16 protein-coding genes and 1 tRNA gene are annotated in these 19,221 nt (G+C 73.3%); 7 read left to right on the top strand and 10 right to left on the bottom strand.

What is annotated here, in order from left to right; genetic code table 11:
- Positions 1 to 23 precede the first annotated feature (23 nt).
- The 3 genes from ACGF3A_RS27775 to ACGF3A_RS27765 form a co-directional block, all read right to left on the bottom strand.
- The gene (locus ACGF3A_RS27775; RefSeq protein ID WP_393733063.1) at positions 24 to 1,124 is read right to left on the bottom strand and encodes a ferritin-like domain-containing protein; all 1,101 of its coding nucleotides are present in this window, start codon (positions 1,122 to 1,124) and stop codon (positions 24 to 26) included.
- A complete protein-coding gene (locus ACGF3A_RS27770) occupies positions 1,121 to 2,080 on the bottom strand; it encodes a diacylglycerol/lipid kinase family protein (RefSeq protein WP_393733062.1) in 960 nt (319 codons plus the stop codon). Before ACGF3A_RS27770 ends, ACGF3A_RS27775 begins: the two co-directional genes overlap by 4 nt.
- A 35-nt stretch (positions 2,081 to 2,115) precedes the next feature.
- A tRNA-Arg gene (locus ACGF3A_RS27765) sits at positions 2,116 to 2,204 on the bottom strand.
- Between the two features lie 294 nt (positions 2,205 to 2,498).
- Here ACGF3A_RS27765 and ACGF3A_RS27760 point away from each other — a divergent pair.
- Entirely contained in the window at positions 2,499 to 2,882 is a 384-nt protein-coding gene (locus ACGF3A_RS27760) for an anti-sigma factor antagonist (protein WP_393733061.1), read from the top strand.
- Positions 2,883 to 2,891: 9 nt separating this feature from the next.
- Here ACGF3A_RS27760 and ACGF3A_RS27755 read toward each other — a convergent pair whose 3' ends face one another.
- Positions 2,892 to 4,289, bottom strand: coding sequence for an MFS transporter (locus ACGF3A_RS27755; protein ID WP_393733394.1), 1,398 nt, complete (start codon positions 4,287 to 4,289; stop codon positions 2,892 to 2,894).
- A gap of 35 nt (positions 4,290 to 4,324) precedes the next feature.
- Complete coding sequence (locus tag ACGF3A_RS27750; protein WP_393733060.1) at positions 4,325 to 4,702, bottom strand: PLDc N-terminal domain-containing protein; 378 nt, start codon at positions 4,700 to 4,702, stop codon at positions 4,325 to 4,327.
- Between the two features lie 127 nt (positions 4,703 to 4,829).
- On the opposite strand from ACGF3A_RS27750, the gene ACGF3A_RS27745 reads away from it, so the two are divergent.
- The 3 genes from ACGF3A_RS27745 to ACGF3A_RS27735 all read left to right on the top strand — a co-directional run bounded on the left by ACGF3A_RS27745 (position 4,830) and on the right by ACGF3A_RS27735 (position 8,491).
- Entirely contained in the window at positions 4,830 to 5,348 is a 519-nt protein-coding gene (locus ACGF3A_RS27745) for a hypothetical protein (RefSeq protein WP_393733059.1), read from the top strand.
- 111 nt (positions 5,349 to 5,459) lie between these two features.
- Entirely contained in the window at positions 5,460 to 7,175 is a 1,716-nt protein-coding gene (locus ACGF3A_RS27740) for a SulP family inorganic anion transporter (RefSeq protein ID WP_393733393.1), read from the top strand.
- 11 nt (positions 7,176 to 7,186) lie between these two features.
- Positions 7,187 to 8,491, top strand: a complete 1,305-nt coding sequence (locus tag ACGF3A_RS27735) for a diacylglycerol/lipid kinase family protein (RefSeq protein ID WP_393733058.1) — start codon at positions 7,187 to 7,189, stop codon at positions 8,489 to 8,491.
- 225 nt (positions 8,492 to 8,716) lie between these two features.
- On the opposite strand, the gene ACGF3A_RS27730 is transcribed toward ACGF3A_RS27735, so the two are convergent.
- The 3 genes from ACGF3A_RS27730 to ACGF3A_RS27720 are packed head-to-tail and all read right to left on the bottom strand — an operon-like array spanning position 8,717 to position 14,421.
- Complete coding sequence (locus tag ACGF3A_RS27730; protein ID WP_393733057.1) at positions 8,717 to 10,201, bottom strand: alpha-amylase; 1,485 nt, start codon at positions 10,199 to 10,201, stop codon at positions 8,717 to 8,719.
- The gene (locus ACGF3A_RS27725; RefSeq protein ID WP_393733056.1) at positions 10,198 to 12,903 is read right to left on the bottom strand and encodes a glucosidase; all 2,706 of its coding nucleotides are present in this window, start codon (positions 12,901 to 12,903) and stop codon (positions 10,198 to 10,200) included. The genes ACGF3A_RS27730 and ACGF3A_RS27725 overlap by 4 nt, the downstream gene beginning before the upstream one ends.
- A 45-nt stretch (positions 12,904 to 12,948) precedes the next feature.
- Positions 12,949 to 14,421, bottom strand: a complete 1,473-nt coding sequence (locus tag ACGF3A_RS27720; protein ID WP_393733055.1) for a hypothetical protein — start codon at positions 14,419 to 14,421, stop codon at positions 12,949 to 12,951.
- A gap of 158 nt (positions 14,422 to 14,579) precedes the next feature.
- Here ACGF3A_RS27720 and ACGF3A_RS27715 point away from each other — a divergent pair, with 158 nt between their 5' ends.
- The 3 genes from ACGF3A_RS27715 to ACGF3A_RS27705 all read left to right on the top strand — a co-directional run bounded on the left by ACGF3A_RS27715 (position 14,580) and on the right by ACGF3A_RS27705 (position 18,245).
- Positions 14,580 to 15,140 carry a DUF1269 domain-containing protein gene (locus ACGF3A_RS27715; RefSeq protein WP_393733054.1) on the top strand — a complete coding sequence of 187 codons (561 nt, stop codon included), beginning with the start codon at positions 14,580 to 14,582 and terminating at the stop codon, positions 15,138 to 15,140.
- A complete protein-coding gene (locus ACGF3A_RS27710) occupies positions 15,140 to 15,625 on the top strand; it encodes a DUF1269 domain-containing protein (RefSeq protein WP_393733053.1) in 486 nt (161 codons plus the stop codon). Before ACGF3A_RS27715 ends, ACGF3A_RS27710 begins: the two co-directional genes overlap by 1 nt.
- A gap of 205 nt (positions 15,626 to 15,830) precedes the next feature.
- On the top strand, positions 15,831 to 18,245 hold the full coding sequence (locus ACGF3A_RS27705) for a LuxR C-terminal-related transcriptional regulator (RefSeq protein ID WP_393733052.1): 2,415 nt from the start codon (positions 15,831 to 15,833) through the stop codon (positions 18,243 to 18,245).
- Here ACGF3A_RS27705 and ACGF3A_RS27700 read toward each other — a convergent pair.
- Entirely contained in the window at positions 18,176 to 18,709 is a 534-nt protein-coding gene (locus tag ACGF3A_RS27700) for a LuxR C-terminal-related transcriptional regulator (protein WP_393733051.1), read from the bottom strand. The two genes, ACGF3A_RS27705 and ACGF3A_RS27700, sit on opposite strands and share 70 nt — an antisense overlap.
- 154 nt (positions 18,710 to 18,863) lie before the next feature.
- Positions 18,864 to 19,133: a hypothetical protein gene (locus ACGF3A_RS27695; RefSeq protein WP_393733050.1), complete on the bottom strand. Its 270-nt coding sequence runs from the start codon at positions 19,131 to 19,133 to the stop codon at positions 18,864 to 18,866.
- Positions 19,134 to 19,221: the final 88 nt, after the last annotated feature.

The raw sequence follows: 19,221 nt of genomic DNA, 5'->3' as shown, positions 1-19,221 counted from the left end.
GGGCTGCCCGGTTCCTACGGTTCCTACGCGGTGTCCGGGCCGGTGTCCGGACGGCCGTCGTCCGCCGCCGCGATGGCGTCGTGCACCTCGCGCTGCCGCTCCTCCAGCTCGCGCCGTTCGGCGTCCAGCGCCTCGGCCTGGGCCTCGTCGTCGGCCATGAGCTTGAGCAGATCACTGCCCGCCATGTCGAGTACGCCCATGGCCGCGTACGCCTGGCGCACCTTCTCGCCCCACAGCCCGATGTCCTTCACGCAGGGGACGATCCGGGTGAAGAGGCGGGAGCGGAACGCCCGCATGCGGGGCGCCCGGTTCATGTACTCCATGCACTCCTTCATGTCGAAGCCGAGCGTCTCCCAGACCTCCTGCATCCGCAGCCGGTCCCGCATCAGGTAGCAGCCCTCGACGATGAACTCCTCGCGGTCGGCGATCTCCCGGCGGGTCAGCTCCCGGTAGTAGTCGCGGAGCGCGAGCCGCCCGAAGGCGACGTGCCGGGCCTCGTCCTGCATGACGTACGAGAGGATCTGTTTGGGGAGCGGCTTGGTCGTCCTGTCGCGCAGGATCCCGAACGCGGCGAGCGCCAGCCCCTCGATGAGGACCTGCATCCCCAGGTACGGCATGTCCCAGCGCGAGTCGTTCAGCGCCTCGCCCAGCAGGGCCTTGAGGTGCGGGCTGATGGGATAGGCCAGCTCGATCTTCTCGTGCACGAAGCGGGAGAACAGCTCCGTGTGCCGGGCCTCGTCCATGACCTGCGTGGCGGCGTAGAACTTGGCGTCGATGTCGGGCACCGATTCGACGATCCGCGCCGAGCAGATCATGGCCCCCTGCTCACCGTGCAGGAACTGGCTGAACTCCCAGGCGGCCATGTGCTGCCGCAGCTCGTTCCTGGCCTTCGCGTCGAGGCGCGCGTACTGCCGGGAGCCGTAGAGGCCGAGCGAGGTCTCCGGCGTGCCCAGCACGTCGTAGGGATCGACCTCCAGGGACCAGTCGATGCGCTTCCCGCTGTCCCACTGCTTGTCCTTGCCCTTCTGATAGAGGCTCAGAAGGCGCTCGCGCTCCGTGCCGTACTCCCAGGTGAACGTGTTCCGTCCACGCATGGGGAACGACCAGTTCTCCGTGCCGCTCATGCCTGTCCCCTCGTACGGTTCGTCCGGTCCGGTGGTGGGGCGAGCGTGGGGAGCACGCCCGGCAGGACCTCGACGGCGTAGCGCCGCCGCGCCGGGCGCTGCACCTCGCCGTCCCGTTCGAAGACGAGGTCCTCCCCGTCGGTGCGCTCGATCTCGACGCGGCGCCCGCGCCGGTAGAGCACGCCGGGCCGCTCCAGGTGGCGGCCGTCCCGGGTGAGTCCGGGGAGCTCGCGCGCTTCCAGTCGGTCCGAGACCACGCAGACGTCCAGCAGGCCGTCGTCCAGGACCGAGCGGGGGAGCAGCAGGAAGCCGCCGCCCCGGTACCGCCCGCCGCCGACGTTGGCCAGCACGACACCGCCCTCGTGGACCACCTCTCCGTCGACCGTGATCCGGGCCGGGTGGGGTGCGAACCGGCGGAGCGTGGCCGCCACCGCTTCCTCGTAACGGGCCCGGCCCGCGATCCCGGTGAGGGCCGCGGCGGTCACCAGGGCCTCGGCGACCAGCCCGGAGCAGGCGCCCAGGAGCACGGTCGCGCCGGTCGGTTCGAGGCGGGCCAGGTCGAGACGGCGTACGCGGGGCTCCGCCGTGCCCAGGCTCCGGGCCAGCGCCTCCTGCCAGGGAGCGTCCTGCCAGACCTCCCGGTAGAAGGAGTTGCCGGTCCCGGCGGGCAGCGGCAGGAAGCACGGTCCGCGCCCGGCGCCCGTAGCGGCCTCGTGCAGACCGGCGGCCACCTCGCTCGCCGTACCGTCACCGCCGACCGCGACGACGACGTCCCGGCCGTCCCTGGAGGCCTTGGCCGCGAGGACGCGCGCGTGCCCCGCGTGCGCGGTACGGACGACGCTCACCTCGTCCAGCAGCGTGCCGCAGACGGCGGCGACCCGATCGGCCGGCGACGGGGTCGCCCCGCCCGCGTGCTCGTTGGCCACGATCACACCGCTGTACGCCCAGTTCGTCATTCCCCCGCATCCCCTCGCATTCCCTTCGTGCCGAGCGGAGAGAGCAGGATTCGAACCTGCGCGAGGCGGTAGCCCCGGACCGGGACGGGCCCGGCCCCCATTGGGCCGCTATGGGTATCTCTCCTCACGTCACGACGGTGGCAGGACGGGCTTGCAGGCCGCTGACACGGCCGTACCAGGCCGCTGAAATGCAATTATCTGTTCCGTTGTGATAGTTCCGTGAGGAAAACCGGAATGGTGAGCAGGAACGGGTACGGGGGGCGAACGTCGGGGAATAGCCTCTTTCCCCCGCCGGGCCAGGACGCAGGCCCGCCCCCACGCGTGATTCCGGATAGCACTTGGCCCTGGACCCCGGCCAGCGTGACCCTGTTCAACTTTCTGCCGCGATCGGCGGTTCGTGCAGCGGAGACCGCATGCCATGGAGTACGAAACCCTGGAACTGAACCCCTATGTCAGCACCTTCCGGTTCTCCGGATTTCTCGTCGTCGAGCTGCACGGGGAACTCGATATCGCGGCGGAAATCATCGTGTCCCCGTATGTGGACCGGCTGACCGCTATTCCGGCCCCCCGCATCGTGCTGGACCTCACCCCGGCGGAGTTCCTGGACTGCTCGGGGGTGCGGCTGATCGCGCGGGCGCACCGGCGCGTCACGGCACAGGGCGGCGTCACGCGTCTCGTCTGCCCGCACCCGCGCATGCTGTGGCTGCTCCGGCAGACGCGCTTCGCGGAGGTTCTCCCTCCCGCCCCCACGCTGGCGCTGGCACTGGCCAACGGGCACGCCAACGGGCACGGCCGTTCATGACGCGGCGGTTCATGACACGGCGTCGGTACGCGGTGCCGTCACCCCCGCTGATTCCCGGGGGAGGAGCGCCGCGGCGACGAGCCCCCCGAGCCCGATGACCGCCAGGGCGGCCATCGCGGTCGCGTACGCGCCCTTGCTGAGTCCGGAGACGAGGATGGTCCCGGCGATCGCCGTGCCGAAGGACGAGCCGAGGTTCGACACGCTGCGGGAGAGCCCGGAGATCTCGCCCTGCTGCTCCTCCTCGAAGCTCGACTGCACGACGTTGACCGACGGGGTCAGCATGATGCCCAGCCCGAGCCCGATCAGCAGCAGTCCCGGCACGAAGGCCCACGCGGTGGAGTAGCTCGCGACCAGGGCGATCAGTACGGCGATGCCGAGGATCGAGACGACGAAGCCGGTCACGATCAGCGTCCGCTGGGCGCGCCGCCTGGCGAAGCGCCCGGAGAGCAGCGAGGTGGCGAGCAGCCCGAGGGTGGCCGAGGTGAAGATCACGCCCGTCCGCACCGCGTCGTACTCCCGTACGACCTGGAGGTAAGCGGCCACCGTGAACGAGGTCCCCATGAGCAGCAGCCACTGCACGTTCTGGGTGATCAGCCCGAGGTTCGAGACCCGGCTGCGGAACAGGCCGAGGGAGAGCAACGGCTCCGTGCCGGACGCCTCCTTGGCGCGGACGGAGCGGAAGAACCACCAGAGCACCAGCGCCCCGGCGGCGAGCAGGCCCGCCATGAGCCAGCCGTTGTCGTCCGCGGCCAGGATGCCCATGACGACGAGGAGGAGCCCGGCGGCGGACAGGACGGCACCGGCGGTGTCGAACGGCGTGTCCGGCTCCGGCGGCAGCGGATCCTCGATCCGGCGGCCCAGCAGGATGATCAGCGCGATCACCAGGGCCTGGAACACGAAGGCCGCGCGCCAGCCGAGCCCCGCCGTGATGAGCCCGCCGATCAGCGGGCCCGCCGCGGCCCCGATGCCGCCCAGGGCCATGACGACCCCGAACGCACGGGCGCGGGAGGCCACATCGGGGTGGAGGAGCGTGACGAGGATGTACACGGGCGGGATGAGCAGCGCTGTGCCGATGCCCTCCAGGACCGAGTTGCCGAGGATCAGCACGCCGAGCCCCGGCGACGCGGCGCTCACCAGGGCGCCGATCCCGTAGACGGTGAGTCCGGCCACGAAGCAGCGCTTGCGGCCGTATCGGTCGGTCAGCTTCCCGCCGGGGATCATCAGCGCCGCCATCACCAGCAGGAAGACGGTGATCGCCACCTGCACGCCCTGGACGGTGGTGTCCAGGTCCTCGCTGATGTCGTTGATCATCACGTTCATGTTGGAGCCGGCGAAGCTGCAGATGAACTGCGCGAGAGCGAGTGCGGCGAGTACCCGTCGCTGGCCGGCGGGCGACTGCTCGTCCATGCGCTCGCCTCCCGTGTCCGGCTGCCCGAGTGGGGTCACATGGGCAGGATCTGGTGCTTGGCCTGGACGAACTCCGCGTCGGTGAGGGAGCCCGAGCGGTGCAGCGCCGAGAGCCGTTCGAGGTCCCGCGTGCCGTTGCCCGAGGGGCTTTCGGCCGGGTCCAGCGCCAGCCCGGCTCCCCGGAGCTGCGTGCTGCGCCGGGCCATCCGCGAGCCCTGCGAGATCAGGTAGATCAGCACGCCGATCAGCGGCACCACGAGGACGAGCAGGAGCCAGCCCGCCTTCCCCCAGCCGCCCAGCTCCTCGTTGCGGAAGATGTCCACGACGACGTGGAAGAGCACGACGATCCACGCGACCCACAGGAAGAAGATCAGCATGCTCCAGAACACGTCGAGCAGGGGATAGTCGTCCATGGCAGACCTCCGATCCGTCCGGTGAGCTCAGGCTCGCCGATGCCGCCGGGCTCCGTATCACCCCTGGCAGGCGATTCCCGAACGGGGCCGTCCGCGCGGGAATCGGGGGTGCGGGGAAGGAGACGGCGTGGACGACTCGACAACCTCGGAGACAGGACCGCGGCCGGAGGCGGAGCGCTGGGGCAACGACTGCGCCGGTGCCGTCTACGGCTCGCTGCTCGCGGCCTCGGTCGTGGCCAGCGCGGAGACCGCGGGCGAACTCCCCAGGCTCCGGCTCATCGTGCTGCTCCTCGTCACCGGCCTGGTGTTCTGGATCGCGCACGTCTACACGCGCCTCGCGGGCGAGCGGCCCGCCGGACGGGGCTGGAGCCGGCACGAGACGCGGCTCGTCGCCGTACGGGAGTGGCCCGTCGTCGAGGCCGCCGTGCTGCCCTCCGTGGCCGTGGCGCTCAGCCCGCTGCTCGGCATGTCCGCGCGGGGCGGCGCCTGGCTGGCGCTGGTCACGGCGGTGGGCCAGCAGATCGTGTGGGCGTCCGTGAGCGCCGCGCGCGTCGGCGCGTCCCGGCCGCGGATCGCCGTGGAAGGGACGGTGCACCTGTGCCTCGGGCTGGTCATCGTGGCGGTCAAGGTGGCGCTGAAGCACTGAGCCGCCTCCCCGGTACGGGCCGCCTCCCCCGGCACGGGTGAGGCGGCTCCCGGGGGCGCGGCGGGAGAATGCCGCACCAGGCGTTCGGCCCGACGCTGGAGGGCGGTGCCCATGCTGGAAGTGCTGCCCGGCGCGCGGGCCGTGACCTCCTACCGGCGCGAGTGGCTCGTCAAGGACCTGGTGGCCGGGGTCGTCCTCACCACGCTGCTGGTGCCGCAGGGCATGGCGTACGCGGAGCTGGCCGGGCTGCCGCCGATCACCGGGCTCTACACGTCGATCACCTGCCTCCTCGGCTACGCCGTGTTCGGGCCGTCCCGCATCCTGGTGCTCGGCCCCGACTCCTCCCTCGGCCCGATGATCGCGGCGACCATCGTGCCGCTGGTCGCCGCCGACGGGGACCCCGAACGGGCCGTCGCGCTGGCCTCGATGCTGGCCCTGATGGTCGGCGGCGTGATGGCGCTCGCGTCGGTGGCGAAGCTCGGCTTCGTCGCCGACCTGATCTCCAAGCCGACGATGATCGGCTACATGAACGGGCTGGCCCTGACCATCCTGATCGGGCAGCTGCCGAAGCTCTTCGGGTTCTCCGTGGACGCCGACGGGCTGATCGCCGAGGCCGCCGGGTTCCTCGACGGCCTGGCCGACGGCGACGCGGTCGCCGCCGCGGCGGCCGTGGGGATCACGGGGACCGCGCTCGTCCTCGTGCTGCAGCGGTGGCTGCCGAAGATCCCCGCCGTGATCGTGATGGTGGTGCTGGCGATCGGCGCCACGTCCCTGCTCGGGCTGCGGGACCACGGCGTCGAGACGGTGGGGACGCTCCCGAAGGGCTTCCCGCCGCTGACCTTCCCCGACGTCGGACTCGACGACCTGGGCGTGCTGTTCGCGGGAGCGCTGGGCATCGCGCTCGTCTCCGTCGCCGACACGATCTCCACGGCGACGGCGTTCGCCGCGCGCGGCGGACAGAAGGTCCAGGGCAACCAGGAGATGGCCGGGATCGGCGCGGCCAACCTCGCGGCAGGCCTCTTCCAGGGCTTCCCCGTCAGCACCAGCGGCTCGCGCACCGCCGTCGCGGAGCGCTCCGGCGCCCGCAGCCAGCTCACCGGGGTGGTCGGCGCGGCCCTGATCATCCTCATGATCGTGCTGCTGCCCGGCCTCTTCCGCGACCTGCCGCAGCCCGCGCTCGCCGCGGTGGTCATCACGGCCTCGCTCTCCCTCGCTGACCTGCCCGGTTCGCGGCGGCTGTGGCGGCAGCGCAAGGCCGAGTTCCTGCTCTCCCTGACCGCGTTCCTGGGCGTCGCGCTGCTCGGGGTGCTGCCGGGCATCGCCATCGCCGTCGGGCTCTCCATCCTCAACGTCTTCCGGCGGTCGTGGTGGCCGTATCAGACGGTACTCGGCCGGGTGGAGGGGCTGGAGGGCTACCACGACATCCGCTCGTATCCGCACGCGCAGCGGCTGCCGGGGCTGGTGATCTACCGGTTCGACGCGCCGCTGTTCTTCGCCAACGTCAACACGTTCCGCACCGAGGTCGAACGGCTCGCCCGGGGCACCCCGCCCCCCGCCTGGATCCTCATCGCCGCCGAGCCCGTGACGGACGTCGACACGACCGCGTCCGACGCCCTGGAGGAGCTGGACGTCGAGCTCAACGGGCGGGGGATCAGCCTGGTGTTCGCCGAGCTGAAGGACCCGGTGCGGCGCAAGATCGAGCGCTACGAGCTGACGCGCACGATCGACCCGCGGCACTTCTTCCCCACGGTGGAAGCCGCGATCGCCGCGTTCCGCGAGGAGACGGGCGCGCGCTGGACCCCCGCGCCGGAATCGGGCGAGGAATGAGGAGGCGCCCCATGGACGGTCAACCGCACCCCCCGGAGCGGTGGTTCGCGCGCGCCGCGCTGGCGGCGGCGGTGGCGGCGGTCGCCGTGCTGCTCGTCTTCGCGGGCCTGCGTACGCTCGCGCTGCTGGCCGTCGGCGCGGCGGGGCTCGCGGTGTTCCTCGCCGCGGCGTGGTGGGCGCTCACCCGCCGCGGCGTCCCGCGGATCCTCGCCCTGCTCCTGGCCGTCGCGGCCCCGGTGTGCGTGCTGGTGCTCTACACCTCGGCGCGGCTGGCCTGGGTGGTCGCCGCCTCCGCCGCGCTGTGGCTGGGCGCGGTGGGCGCGGGGCGCGCCGCGCTCGTACGCGCCGACCGGCCGGCGCGGATGCCCGAGCGCGCGGTGGTCCCGGCCCGTCACCCCGTGCTCTTCCTCAACCCCCGCTCCGGCGACGGCAAGGTCGGCCGGTTCGGCCTCGTACAGCGGGCCGAGGAGCTCGGCGCCCGTACGGTCCTGCTGGAGGGGCCCGGCACGCGGGACGTGGCCCAGCTGGCGCGCACGGCGGTCGCCGACGGCGCCGACCTGCTGGGAGCGGCGGGCGGGGACGGCACCCAGGCGCTGGTCGCCGCCGTCGCGGCCGAACACGGGATCCCCTTCCTCGTGATCCCCGCCGGAACGCGCAACCACTTCGCCCTCGACCTGGGGCTCGACCGCGAGGACCCCGCGAAGGCGCTGGACGCGCTGCGCGGGGGAGAGGGCGTCGAACTCCGCGTGGACCTCGCCTTCGCGGGCGACCGCGTCTTCGTCAACAACGCCTCCTTCGGCGCCTACGCCGAGGTCGTCCAGAGCGACTCGTACCGCGAGGGCAAGACGCGCACCGTCGCCGCCCTGCTGCCCGACGTGCTGATGGGCCATCAGGGCGCCCGGCTGACCGCTGAGGGCGAGGGGCTCACCCTCGACGGGCCCCAGGCGCTCCTGATCAGCAACAACCCGTACGGCATGGGCGACATCGCCGGTCTCGGGCGGCGTCCCCGGCTCGACGGCGGGGTGCTCGGCGTCGTCGGCGTCACCGTGGCGAGCGCCGCGCAGGCCGCGGGGCTGCTGCGCGGGCGGCGCGCGGAGGGCCTCGTCGGCGGGACGGCCACCGAGGTCGTCGTGCGCGCCGACCAGCCCTCGGTTCCCGTCGGCATCGACGGCGAGGCCCTCCACCTCCCCACCCCGGTCCGCTGCACCACACGCCCCGGCGCCCTCCGCGTCCTCGTCCCCCGCCGCCGCCCTGGCGTCCCCCCACCTCGTCCCCGCCCGGACTGGCGCCGCGTCCTGCGCCTGGCCCGCGGATGATGGTTGCCCTCTGCCGTGGCAACTGGGCAGGGGTTGCCCCGTGCTGTTCGTTGCAGGCTGCGGCTGCTTCCTGGCTTGTCGCGCAGTTCCCCGCGCCCCTGAGGCCTGAGGGGCGCGGGGAACTGCGCGCTCAGCCACGACGACGGCCGCAGCCTGCAAGGCAGGGCACGGGGCAGCCCCTGCACAGCCCTGAGGTGAGGGCAACCATGATCCGCCGGGCACGGCCTAGCCCGGTTCCACCGCCAGGACGTGGGCGCCCCACGCCTCCAGGCCGACGTAGAGGCCCGGGCCCGTCAGTTCCTCGCCGGAGCGGTCCCAGTGGAAGTCGCCGGCCAGCACGTCGGTCAGTCGGCAGTGCCGCGCGGCGAGTTCGGTCCAGGGCAGGGGGATGCGGGCCTGTGCCGGACGGGGGGAGAGGTTGACGGCGACGAGGTGCCTTCCGGCGGGTCCCGTCCAGCACCAGGAGAGGATGTCGTGGTACGAGGCGTTGTCGGGCCAGCCCGTGCACTCCAGCAGCCGCCACCGGCCCGTGCGCATGCCGCTGCCGTGCACGGCGGCCAGGAGCCGTTCGTGGAAGGCGTGCAGCGCGGGGTCGGGCCTCTCGTCCGGGCGGCGGGTCAGGAAGACGGGCACGCGGACCCGGCGCCCGGCGAACTGGCCCTCGTGCCACAGCGTCGCACCGGGCACGGTGGCGATGACGACGGCCGCCGCGCGCTCCTTCCCGGCGGGCAGGACGGCGGCCGCGCGGGGCTCGTCGTGGTTCTCCAGGAACCGTACGAGGCGCCGCTGGTAGCTCTCGTCGGCCGTGAGGTGCGCCCGTACGGAGGCCGCGTTCTCGTGCAGCAGCCGGTCGTAGAGCCGCTTGTCGTAGCAGAAGCCGAACCCCTGCTGCTGGAGCGGCCATTCGAGGTCCCAGTACGCCTCGGCCATGAACGTCATGTCCGGGTGGTGCCGCAGGACCCCGTCCAGGACGGCGGCCCAGAAGTCCTCCCGGGGCGGCGGGCCCGCGCTCTGTCCCCACGTCTTGGCGAAGATGTCGTTCATCAGCAGCATCGCCATGTCGCAGCGCACCCCGTCGCACATCCCGCCGATCCGGATCAGCAGGTCCGTGGTGGCCCGGCGCATGCTCGGGGCGAACGCGTTGAGCTGCACCACGTCCGGCCACGGCGGGAAGAAGGGGTCACGGCCCCGGGCGAGGACGTGGCCGCCCACCCGGAGATACGCCGCCGGGTCCGACTGCTCCGACTCCGCCGTGCCGTGCACGAAGTCCTCCGGGTGCTCGTGGGCCCAGGGGCTGTCCGGCGCGACATGGTTGGGCACGTAGTCCAGGATCAGGCCCGCGCCTCGGGTGGCGAGCGCCGCCCGCGCGGCGGCCAGCCCCTCGGCGCCGCCGAGCGCCGCGTCGACCTCGTAGCGGCGGATGCAGTACGGCGAGCCCGCGACGTCCTCGTCGCGCACCTCGCCCAGCGCCTCCGCGAACGAGCGCCGCAGCTCCGGGTCGCGCAGGGCGAGGGCCCGGCCCTCCGCGCTGCGTTCCCACACGCCCATGAGCCATACGGCGTCGACGCCCGGCGGCACGAGCGCGTCCCACGCCTCGCCGGGCACGTCGCCGAGCCCGGCCGGGGGCCGCCCCGGCTGCTCCGTCACCTCGCGCAGCCACACCCGGGTGTTGACCTCGTGGACGACCGGCTGTGCCGGGAGAGCGGTCATGACGTCGTCCCCTCCTCCGTCGTGCTCGTCCGGGGAGCGAAGCCCTCGGGTGCCAGGTCGCCGAAGACCGTCATCAGGACGGCCACCAGCCCCGTCCACCCGGTCTGGTGGGCGGCGCCGAGCCCCGCGCCGTTGTCGCCGTGGAAGTACTCGTGGAAGGAGATCAGGTCCCGCCAGTGCGGGTCGTTCTGGAACTTCTCCAGCCCTCCGTACACCGGTCGGCGGCCGTCCCCGTCGCGCAGGAAGATCCGGGTGAGCCGCGAGGAGAGCTCGCGCGCGACCTCGTAGAGCGTCATGCGGTTGCCGGAGCCGGTGGGGCACTCGACGGTGAGCCCGTCGCCGTAGAAGCCGTACAGGTTCAGCAGCGCCCGTACGAGCAGCGCGTTGACGGGGTACCACACCGGGCCCCGCCAGTTGGAGTTGCCGCCGAACATGCCCGAGTCCGACTCGGCGGGCAGATAGCCGACCCGCAGCTGCCTGCCGTCCGCCTCGAACGTGTAAGGGTGCGCGGCGTGGTACCGCGAGAGCGCCCGGATGCCGTACGGGGAGAGGAACTCGTCCTCGGAGAGCAGGTAGCCCAGCACCCGGGGCAGCATCTTCTCGTCGACGACGGAGAGCAGCCGGGGCCCGCCCTCGGCACCGGCCTGGGCCGAGGAGACCGTGGCCGCCAGGGACGGGTGCCGGTCGGCGAAGCGGCGCAGCCGGTCCCGCAGGCCGGTCAGGTGGGAGAGCTGCCCGGGGCGGAAGACGGTGGCCGCGCAGAGCGGCAGCAGCCCCACCATCGAGCGGACCCGCAGCCGGGTCGCCCGGCCGTCGGGGAGCCGCAGGACGTCGTAGAAGAAGCCGTCCCGCTCGTCCCACAGCTCGTCGGAGAGGTCCCCGACGCGGTCCATCGAGGCGGCGATCCACATGAAGTGCTCGGTGAACTTCAGCACCAGCTCCTCGTAGCTGCGGTCCACCTCGGTGAGCTCCACGGCGATCTGCAGCATCGTCTGGCAGTACAGCGCCATCCACGCGGTGCCGTCGGCCTGCTCCAGGGAGCCGCCGGTGGGCAGCGGGGCGCTGCGGTCGAAGACGCCGATGTTGTCCAGGCCGAGGAAGCCGCCCTGGAAGACGTTGCGCCCGTCGGGGTCCTTGCGGTTGACCCACCAGGTGAAGTTGGTCAGCAGCTTCTGGAAGACCCGCTCCAGGAAGGCCCGGTCGCCCTGGCCCGTGAGGCGCTCCTCCAGGCTGTAGACGAAGTACGCGGCCCAGGCGTGGACCGGCGGATTGACGTCGCCGAAGTTCCACTCGTACGCGGGGATCTGCCCGTTGGGGTGCAGATACGGGGCGCGCAGCAGGAGTTCGAGCTGCTCCTTGGCGAACGCCGGGTCCACCACCGCGAGCGCGACCGTGTGGAACGCCAGGTCCCATGCGGCGAACCAGGGGTACTCCCAGGTGTCGGGCATGGAGATGACGTCGTCGGCGTCCATGTGGAACCACTCGCGGTTGCGCACGGCGCGGTCGCGCGGCGGCGGGCTCCACGGGTCGAGGCCGTGCTCGGCGAGCCACGCCTCCAGGTCGAAGCCGTAGTACTGCTTGGACCAGAGCATGCCGGCCAGCGCCTGGCGCAGCACCCGCGCCTCGTCCTCGCCGGCCGTGGACGGCGTCAGCCCCCGGTAGAACGCGTCCGCGTCGGCGCGCCGGTCGCGGAAGACGGCGTCGAAGGACGCCACGTCGTGCAACGGCGCTTCGGGGCGCGCCAGTTGCAGCCGTACGGTCGCGGAGCTGCCCGGCGGCACGGCGAGGACGCAGTGCGCCGCCGCCTTGGTGCCCTCCTGGGCCGGGTTGACCGCGTGCTCCTCCCCGTCCACGACATGGCGGCCGATGCCGTCCTTCACGTACGGGGAGGCGTTGCGGGAGCCGAAGAGCCGCTCGTTGTCCGTCTCGTTCTCCGTGAACAGCACCCTCGGCCGCCCCGTCACACGCAGCTCGTGACGGCCGAGCAGGGGGTGGTCGGCCGTGACCACGGCCGCGTCCGGGGAGCCGTCCGCCAGGTGCAGCCGGGGCCTGACCGTGGGCTCGCCCCACGACCAGGTGTTGCGGAACCACAGCGTCGGCAGCACGTGCGCGGTCGCCTCGTCGGGGCCCCGGTTCTCCACGGTGACGCGCATCAGCACGTCCTCGTACCCGGCCTTCGCGTACTCCACGGTGACGTCGAAGTACCGGTCGTCGTCGAAGACCCCGGTGTCCAGCAGCTCGTACTCGAAGTCGCCCCGCCCCCGCGCGCGGCTGGTGGCCACGAGGTCGTTGTACGGGTAGGCCGCCTGCGGATACTTGTAGAGGTACCGCATGTAGGAGTGGCTGGGCGTGCTGTCGAGGTAGAAGTAGTACTCCTTGACGTCCTCGCCGTGGTTGCCCTCCCCGTTGGTGAGGCCGAAGGCGCGTTCCTTGAGGATCGGGTCCCGCCCGTTCCACAGCGCGAGCGCCAGGCACAGCCGCTGCTTCTCGTCGCAGATGCCGCCCAGCCCGTCCTCGCCCCAGCGGTAGGCGCGCGAGCGCGCGTGGTCGTGGGGGAAGTACTCCCAGGCGTCGCCCGTGGTGCTGTAGTCCTCGCGCACCGTGCCCCACTGCCGCTCGCTCAGATACGGCCCCCACATCCGCCACCGTCCCGCCTCGTCGGCGGTGGGTCCGGGTACGGCGGTGCTCCTGTCGGCGGCCATGAGGGCGCTCCCTTCCGGGCTGCGGTCCATGCTCAGGATTCGGGTTCAGGGTCGTCCGGGCGCGGGCTCGGCAACCTCACCTTGTGCGGGTGAGCCGCGCGCCAGCAGCGTCACGGCGATCTCGTAGGCGGCGAGCAGCACGGCGACCACCAGCAGCCCGGTCCAGGAGGAGAGCAGCAGGGCGCACAGGGCCGCCACGGCGAGCCCCGCGATCCGCAGGACGTCGGCGTGCCGCCGCGTCCACGCCCGTACCGCCGTACGGGCGGGCAGCCCGTGCGCGGCGGTGGCCACGCGCGTACCGGTGGCCCGTGCCGCGCGCCGGACGCCGCCGCGCGCCGCGACCGGCAGCCGTCCCGGGCCCACCACGTAGGCGAGCACGGCCAGCACGATGCCGAACCAGAGCAGCTGGTCGCCGCGTTCGCGCAGCGTCGCGAACACGTGCCACATCGCGGCGCGGAGCCCGTCCCGGTACACCCCCTCGGGCACCTGCCCGAGGAGCTGGTCCCGTACGGCCCGCAGCACGCTCGTCAGGACCGTCACGCACACCACCAGCCACAGGCCCAGCTGCAGCAGCGTGCGGCGGCGGGCCGGGGAGGCCCACAGCGCGAGGCCCAGCAGCACGAACGTGCCGATCACCAGGCCCACCAGGCCACGCTTGAAGACGAGCACCGCCAGCTGGAGCTGCCGGAGTTCGTCACGGTCGTAGAGGGTGATCTGCCCGAAGTTCTCGGGCAGCGAGACGCCCAGCGCCTTCTCGATCCGCTCGTGCAGCCCCGGCGGCAGTTCGCCTGAGGTCAGCGTCGGGAGGTCCAGCTTCTTGCCGAAGAGCTGCGGCAGTTCGGGCTCCAGCGCCGCGATCGCGTTGTTGGCCATCGGCAGCAGGTTCAGGGTCACCGTGCTGCCCTTGACCTGGACGTTCTTGGCCTTCCCCTCCAGCAGGGCGACGAGGCGGGCGTGCGCCAGCCGGTTGGCACCGGTCCACAGGCCCTCGAACGTGTCGCTCTTGAGCATCTTCGAGATCCGGGCGCGCATGTAGTCCCGCACCGAGTCGGTGACGGGCGCGGCGAGGAACCGCGCGCGCGGCGGCAGCGCGTCCTCCAGGCGCTCGCGCACGTCGAGCGAGACGAAGAGCTGGTTCGTGAGGCGCCGGGAGACCGCGGCGTTGACGTCGGGGTCGGCCGGGAGCGGGCCGACCGTCGCCACCCAGCGGTCCGTGTTCAGCGTCGTCCGCGCGCCCCACACCCCCACCACGGAGGCGAGGGTGCAGACGGCGACGAGCGCGACGAGCACCGCGGCCAGCGCGCGGCGCAGGCCGGACAGCTGCGCGCGGCGCCGCTTGCCGGTCTCCGTCCCGGTCCCGGTCCCCGTCCCGGTACGGGCCCGCAGCTCGGCCACCTCGGCCCGCAGCCGCTCCAGTTCGGCCCTCGGATCCTCCTGCGTCGGCGCGGCGTCCCCTTCCCGCGGCGTACCGGCCGCTTCCGGGTCGCCGCTCGTACCGCCTGCCGTGTCTCCCCGCATGGTGCGTCCCCTCGTCGCACGGTGGCGGGCGCGGACGCCGCGCCGTGTCTCCCACCGTCGCGGCAGCGGCGCCGCGGGGCCTCACCCCCGGGAGGTGATGCGCGCGGGCCGCGCCTGCCGCTGGATGGACGCAGGTGCGGACGAGGAGAGGAGACATCGTGACCGGGATCGGACCGGTGCAGATACTGAGCCTCGGATTCACGGCGGACGCCGGGTTCGAGCCGGTCGTGGACGAGCTGGAGCTGCTGGAGGAGAACGGGCAGATCCGCGTCCTCGACCTGCTGTTCGTGGAGAAGGAGAGCAGCGGCGACCTGAACTCCCTCGACTACCAGGCCGAGGGCATGGGCGACACCGTCAGCGCGCTGCTCGGCCTGGAGCAGGGCACGCTGGACGACGCCGGAGAGGCCTTCCCGTCCCTGAACCAGGGCATGGCCTTCGGCCTCACGCTGGGCGAGATCCGCGATGTCGGGGAGCAGCTGGCCCCGGGCACCGCGGCGGTGTTCGTACTCCTGGAGCACGTCTGGGCCAGGAGCCTGAGGGAGGCCGTCCGCGGCGCGGGCGGCGTACCTCTCGCGGAGGGCTTCCTCACCGAGGAGGCGCTGGCTCCGGTGGCCGCCGAGCTGCTGGCGGTGGCCTCCAAGCTGGGCGAGCCCGAACCGCGCGCAAGTGCCGGGAAATCGGACGGCCACGTCCCTGGCCGCCTGCACAGGAGGAAGTGATGACCGAACTCGTGGTGCTCGGCTTCTCCGACCGGGAGAAGGCCGAGGCCGTTCTCCGTCTCTCACAGGAACTCTCGAAGCAGGAGCTGCTGGACCTGGAGGACTCCGCCCTGGCGTGGCGGACCATGGACGGCAAGCTGCACGTCAAGCAGTCCATCAACACGACGGCGGCCGGAGCGACCAGCGGTGCCGTCTGGGGCACGCTGCTGGGGATGCTCTTCCTGATGCCGGTGTTCGGCGCGGCCGTCGGTGCGGCCAGCGGCGCGATCGGCGGGAAGCTCACGGACGTGGGGATGAACGACGCGTTCGTCAAGGAGGTCGCGAGCCAGCTGGAGCCCGGCCGCGCCGCGGTCTTCGCGCTCGTACGGCGCTCGACCCCGGACCGGGTCCGCGAGGCCCTGAGGCCCTTCAGCCCCACCGTCGTGCGTACCTCGCTCACCAAGGAGCGCGAAGAGGAACTGATCGCCGCGCTGCACGGCGTGTGAGCCGAACCCGGAAGGGGAGGCACCGAATCCGCCGGCGGGGCCCGCAGGGGTCCCGCCGGCGCACAACGTCACCCGGGTGAAAAGCGGTTCGCGCCGCGTCCGCTCCGCCCGGGGCGAGGCCACACTCATGCGCACCACGCGCCGCTCCCCGGACCCCCGGGGTCCCGGAGGCCGCGCGACCGCCCGTCAGGAGCGAGGTGCAGCCATGGGTGATCCTCCGGTCCCGGCGTCCCGCGACCACGACGCCGGGGACGGCGCCACGGGAGCGCGCGCCGCCGTTCCCCCGCTCCCCGGCTGGCTCGTCCCCAGGCCCCGGCTCGTCTCGCGGCTCGTCCAGGGCGTGCGCGGACCGCTGACGGTGGTGGTCGGCCCGGCCGGTGCGGGGAAGACGGCCCTGGTCACCGAGTGGGCCCATACGGCCAGACCGCCGGGCCCCGTGGTCTGGGTGGCCTGCGACGGCGAGAACGAGCCGAGGGAGGTCTTCTGGCCGCGCATGCTGGCCAGGCTCCGCGAGGCGGGCATCGAGGTGACCGACGAGGACCTCGCCCCCGCGCCGCCCTCCGACCACGACCGGCTGTCGGCCGTCCGCCTCACGGACGCGCTGACGCGGCGGACCGCGCCCGTCGTGGTCGTACTGGAGGACTTCCAGCCGGACCCGGGCTCGTTCACCGCCCACGACATCACGCTGCTGCTCCGGCACGCCTACCCGTCCATCCGCCTGGTGGTCATCTCGCGCCGGGACCCACCGCTGCATCTGCACCGGCAGCGGCTGGCCGGTGCGCTGACCGAACTGCGCACGGCGGACCTGGCGTTCACCGAGAAGGAGACGGCGGCACTGCTGGCACAGCACGGTGTCACCCTTACGGGCTCCTGGGTACGCCGCCTCGCCCAGCGGACGGAGGGCTGGGCGGCCGGTGTGCGGCTGGCGGCCATGTCGATGGCCGGACACCCGGACCCCGCACGCTTCGTGGCCCAGTTCGCGGGGGACGAGGAGGCGGTGGTCAGCTATCTGGCCGAGGAGGTCCTCGACGTCCAGCCGCCTCCCATGCGGCACCTGCTGCTGGTCACCAGCATCCTGGACCGGATGAACCGCGAGCTGACGGCGGCGGTCGCGGGGGAGGAGGCCGCCGGTCAGTTCGCGGCGCTGGTGCAGCAGAACACCTTCCTGCACCCCGTGGGGCACGGGTGGTACCGGTGCCACCCCATGTTCCGCGACGTGCTCCGGCTCCGGCTGCGCCACGAGGCGTCCGGGCAGCTCGCCGGGCTGCACCTCCGCGCCGCCGTCTGGCTCGGCGCGCACGGCCCGCTCGTCGAGGCGCTGGAACACACCCTCGCCGCGCACGACCCGGCCCGCGCGGCCCGGCTGGTCGTCGAACGGCTGGCCGTCGGAGGCGTCCTCGGCCTCTCCGCCGACCGCCTCCCCGACGCCCTCGCCCACCGGCTCCTGCGGGCCCTCGCACGGATCCCCGCCGAGGTCCGCGAACCGGCGACAGCGCTGGTGACCGCCGCGCTGGCCCTCGCCCACGAGGACGCCGAGGGCTGCGCCGAGGCGCTGCGGGAAGCGTCACGGGAGGGGGCGTGGGAGGGGACGTGGGAGGCGTCGCCGAACGCGTCGGGGGAGGCGGGTGAACCGGCGGCGGCGCCGGACGGCGACGCGTTCGCCCTCGCCGCCCGGCTGACCCGTGCCGTGATCCGCACGGAGGCCGCGCGCTCGGCCGACCCCGTGGCCGCGCGCACCGCGGCGGGCGAGCTCGTGGAGCTGTGCGCGCGGCTGCCGCGGGCGGCGCTGGAGCGGCACCCGGAGCTGAGCGCGCTGACGCTCTACGTCCACGGGGACGCGGAGTTGCGGCACGGACGGCTCAAGGACGCGGAACGGGCGCTGCTGGCGGCGGCCTCCGCCGCCGCCTCGGCGGCGGAGGGCAGCCCGCTGCACCGCGACTGCCTGATCGGCCTCGCGCTCCTCGAAGCCGTACGGGGGCGGCTGCGCTCCGCCGCCGACCTGGCCGACAGGGCACGGCGGACACCGGCGCGCGCCCCGGGCGCCACGGACCGCTCCTGCGCCGCGCTGCACGTGGTGGCCGCCTGGACAGCGCTCGGCCGGGGCCAGCTGTCCGCGGCGCGGCACGAACTCGCCTTCGCCGAGCGGGCCTTGCAGGTGCTGCCCGACGCCCCGGTCGGCGCGCTGCGGCTGCTGGCGGGCGAGGTGGCCCGGCTCTGCGCGCGGCGCGTGCTGCCCGCGTCGGCGGCGATCCGGGGCCTGTGCGCGGCGATGGCGGGCCCCTGGCCCACCGAGGGCCTCGAACGCGCCGTGCACCTGGTCTGCGCCGTCGCCCAGGACCTCGGCCGTACGCCGGGCTCCGTGGCCCTTCCCGGCCCCGGAACGCCCCTGCCCGGAGACGAAGTTCAGGAACTGGGCGCGACCGTCGCGGGGACGCTCAGCGGGCGGGAGCGCGACGTGCTGGAGTTCCTGGCGCGCACGATGACCACCGAGGAGATCGCCGCCGAGATGTATCTGTCGGTCAACACCGTCAAGACCCACCTCAAGAACATCTACCGCAAGCTGCAGGTGAGCCGGCGCTCGGCGGCCGTACGCCGGGCACGGGAGCTGGAGCTGCTGTGAACTCCGTGCTGGACCCCGCCCTGCGCCCCGTCCGGCAGGAGTGAGAGCTCCCGCGCCCGCGCGAGGGCCTCGGTGCGGGTGGAGGCGCCGAGCTTGCGGTAGAGCGCCCGGGTGTGGCTCTTGACCGTGTTCCGGGAGATGAACAGGCTCGCGGCGATCTGCCGGAGCGGATCGTCCTGTTGGAGCGCCACCAGCACCTCGTGCTCCCGCTCGGTCAGCGTGCCGTGGACGTCCGCCCGCGCGGCCCCGGCCGCGTCCCCGGCCCTGTCCCCGACGACCTGGGCGAGTATCTCCGAGGCCCCCTCCACCAGGACCTCGGCGGCCCGTGCGTCATCGAGCGACGCGGCGAGGTCCACGAGCGTCCCGGCGACCCACTCCAGGCAGGCGGCCACCGCCGCGTCGGCCCCGGGAGCGTCCTGGCCCAGCTCCCGCAGTCGCCCTTCGAGCACGTCCGCGCGCGGCACGGCGGGCGCCCGCCCGACTCGCGGACGTGGCCGTGGACGTGGCCGCGTGTGCTGCGCCGTGGCTGACATGGCGTCCTCCGCTCGTCCGGCTGCCGGGTGGTTCACCGGGCATCCTGACGCGGGCGCCATGTGCCGGACAGGGGCAATCCGGCCCTCAGGAGGGGCCGGAGGGCCTCGCGGCGTTCTCGGGCGGGGGAAGGCGCCGCACCTCGACGAGTTCGAGCCCGAGCGCCTGGATGCGGTCGAGGATGCCGTAGAGCGCGGCCTGGTCCAGCCCGCCGCCGCGCAGCACCGTCTCCGCGGGGTGCCGCGTGACCGTCAGCTCCCCGAACGCCGCGACGAACGAGTCGCCGACGGTGCCTCTGATGCGGATCTCGAACTCGCCGCCGCCACCGCGCCGTTCGCCTCCCTGGGTCTCGCCCATGGCGTCACCTCCGCAGTGGCCCGGCAGTTCCGCTCTCCCGCTCCCATTCTCGCTTCGGCCCCGTTCCCCGAGTCACCCGCGGCGGATG

This window comes from Streptomyces sp. NPDC048172 (assembly GCF_043202595.1).
Classification (GTDB): domain Bacteria; phylum Actinomycetota; class Actinomycetes; order Streptomycetales; family Streptomycetaceae; genus Streptomyces.
Note: the sequence above shows the minus strand (reverse complement) of the source record. Positions and strands in the feature narration are given on the sequence as shown.

Coding starts and splice junctions, on each gene's coding strand:
- ACGF3A_RS27775 (WP_393733063.1), bottom strand. CDS start 1,124: ATGAGCGGCACGGAGAACTGGTCGTTCCCCATGCGTGGACGGAACACG.
- ACGF3A_RS27770 (WP_393733062.1), bottom strand. CDS start 2,080: ATGACGAACTGGGCGTACAGCGGTGTGATCGTGGCCAACGAGCACGCG.
- ACGF3A_RS27760 (WP_393733061.1), top strand. CDS start 2,499: ATGGAGTACGAAACCCTGGAACTGAACCCCTATGTCAGCACCTTCCGG.
- ACGF3A_RS27755 (WP_393733394.1), bottom strand. CDS start 4,289: ATGGACGAGCAGTCGCCCGCCGGCCAGCGACGGGTACTCGCCGCACTC.
- ACGF3A_RS27750 (WP_393733060.1), bottom strand. CDS start 4,702: ATGGACGACTATCCCCTGCTCGACGTGTTCTGGAGCATGCTGATCTTC.
- ACGF3A_RS27740 (WP_393733393.1), top strand. CDS start 5,460: ATGCTGGAAGTGCTGCCCGGCGCGCGGGCCGTGACCTCCTACCGGCGC.
- ACGF3A_RS27735 (WP_393733058.1), top strand. CDS start 7,187: ATGGACGGTCAACCGCACCCCCCGGAGCGGTGGTTCGCGCGCGCCGCG.
- ACGF3A_RS27730 (WP_393733057.1), bottom strand. CDS start 10,201: ATGACCGCTCTCCCGGCACAGCCGGTCGTCCACGAGGTCAACACCCGG.
- ACGF3A_RS27725 (WP_393733056.1), bottom strand. CDS start 12,903: ATGGCCGCCGACAGGAGCACCGCCGTACCCGGACCCACCGCCGACGAG.
- ACGF3A_RS27720 (WP_393733055.1), bottom strand. CDS start 14,421: ATGCGGGGAGACACGGCAGGCGGTACGAGCGGCGACCCGGAAGCGGCC.
- ACGF3A_RS27710 (WP_393733053.1), top strand. CDS start 15,140: ATGACCGAACTCGTGGTGCTCGGCTTCTCCGACCGGGAGAAGGCCGAG.
- ACGF3A_RS27705 (WP_393733052.1), top strand. CDS start 15,831: ATGGGTGATCCTCCGGTCCCGGCGTCCCGCGACCACGACGCCGGGGAC.
- ACGF3A_RS27695 (WP_393733050.1), bottom strand. CDS start 19,133: ATGGGCGAGACCCAGGGAGGCGAACGGCGCGGTGGCGGCGGCGAGTTC.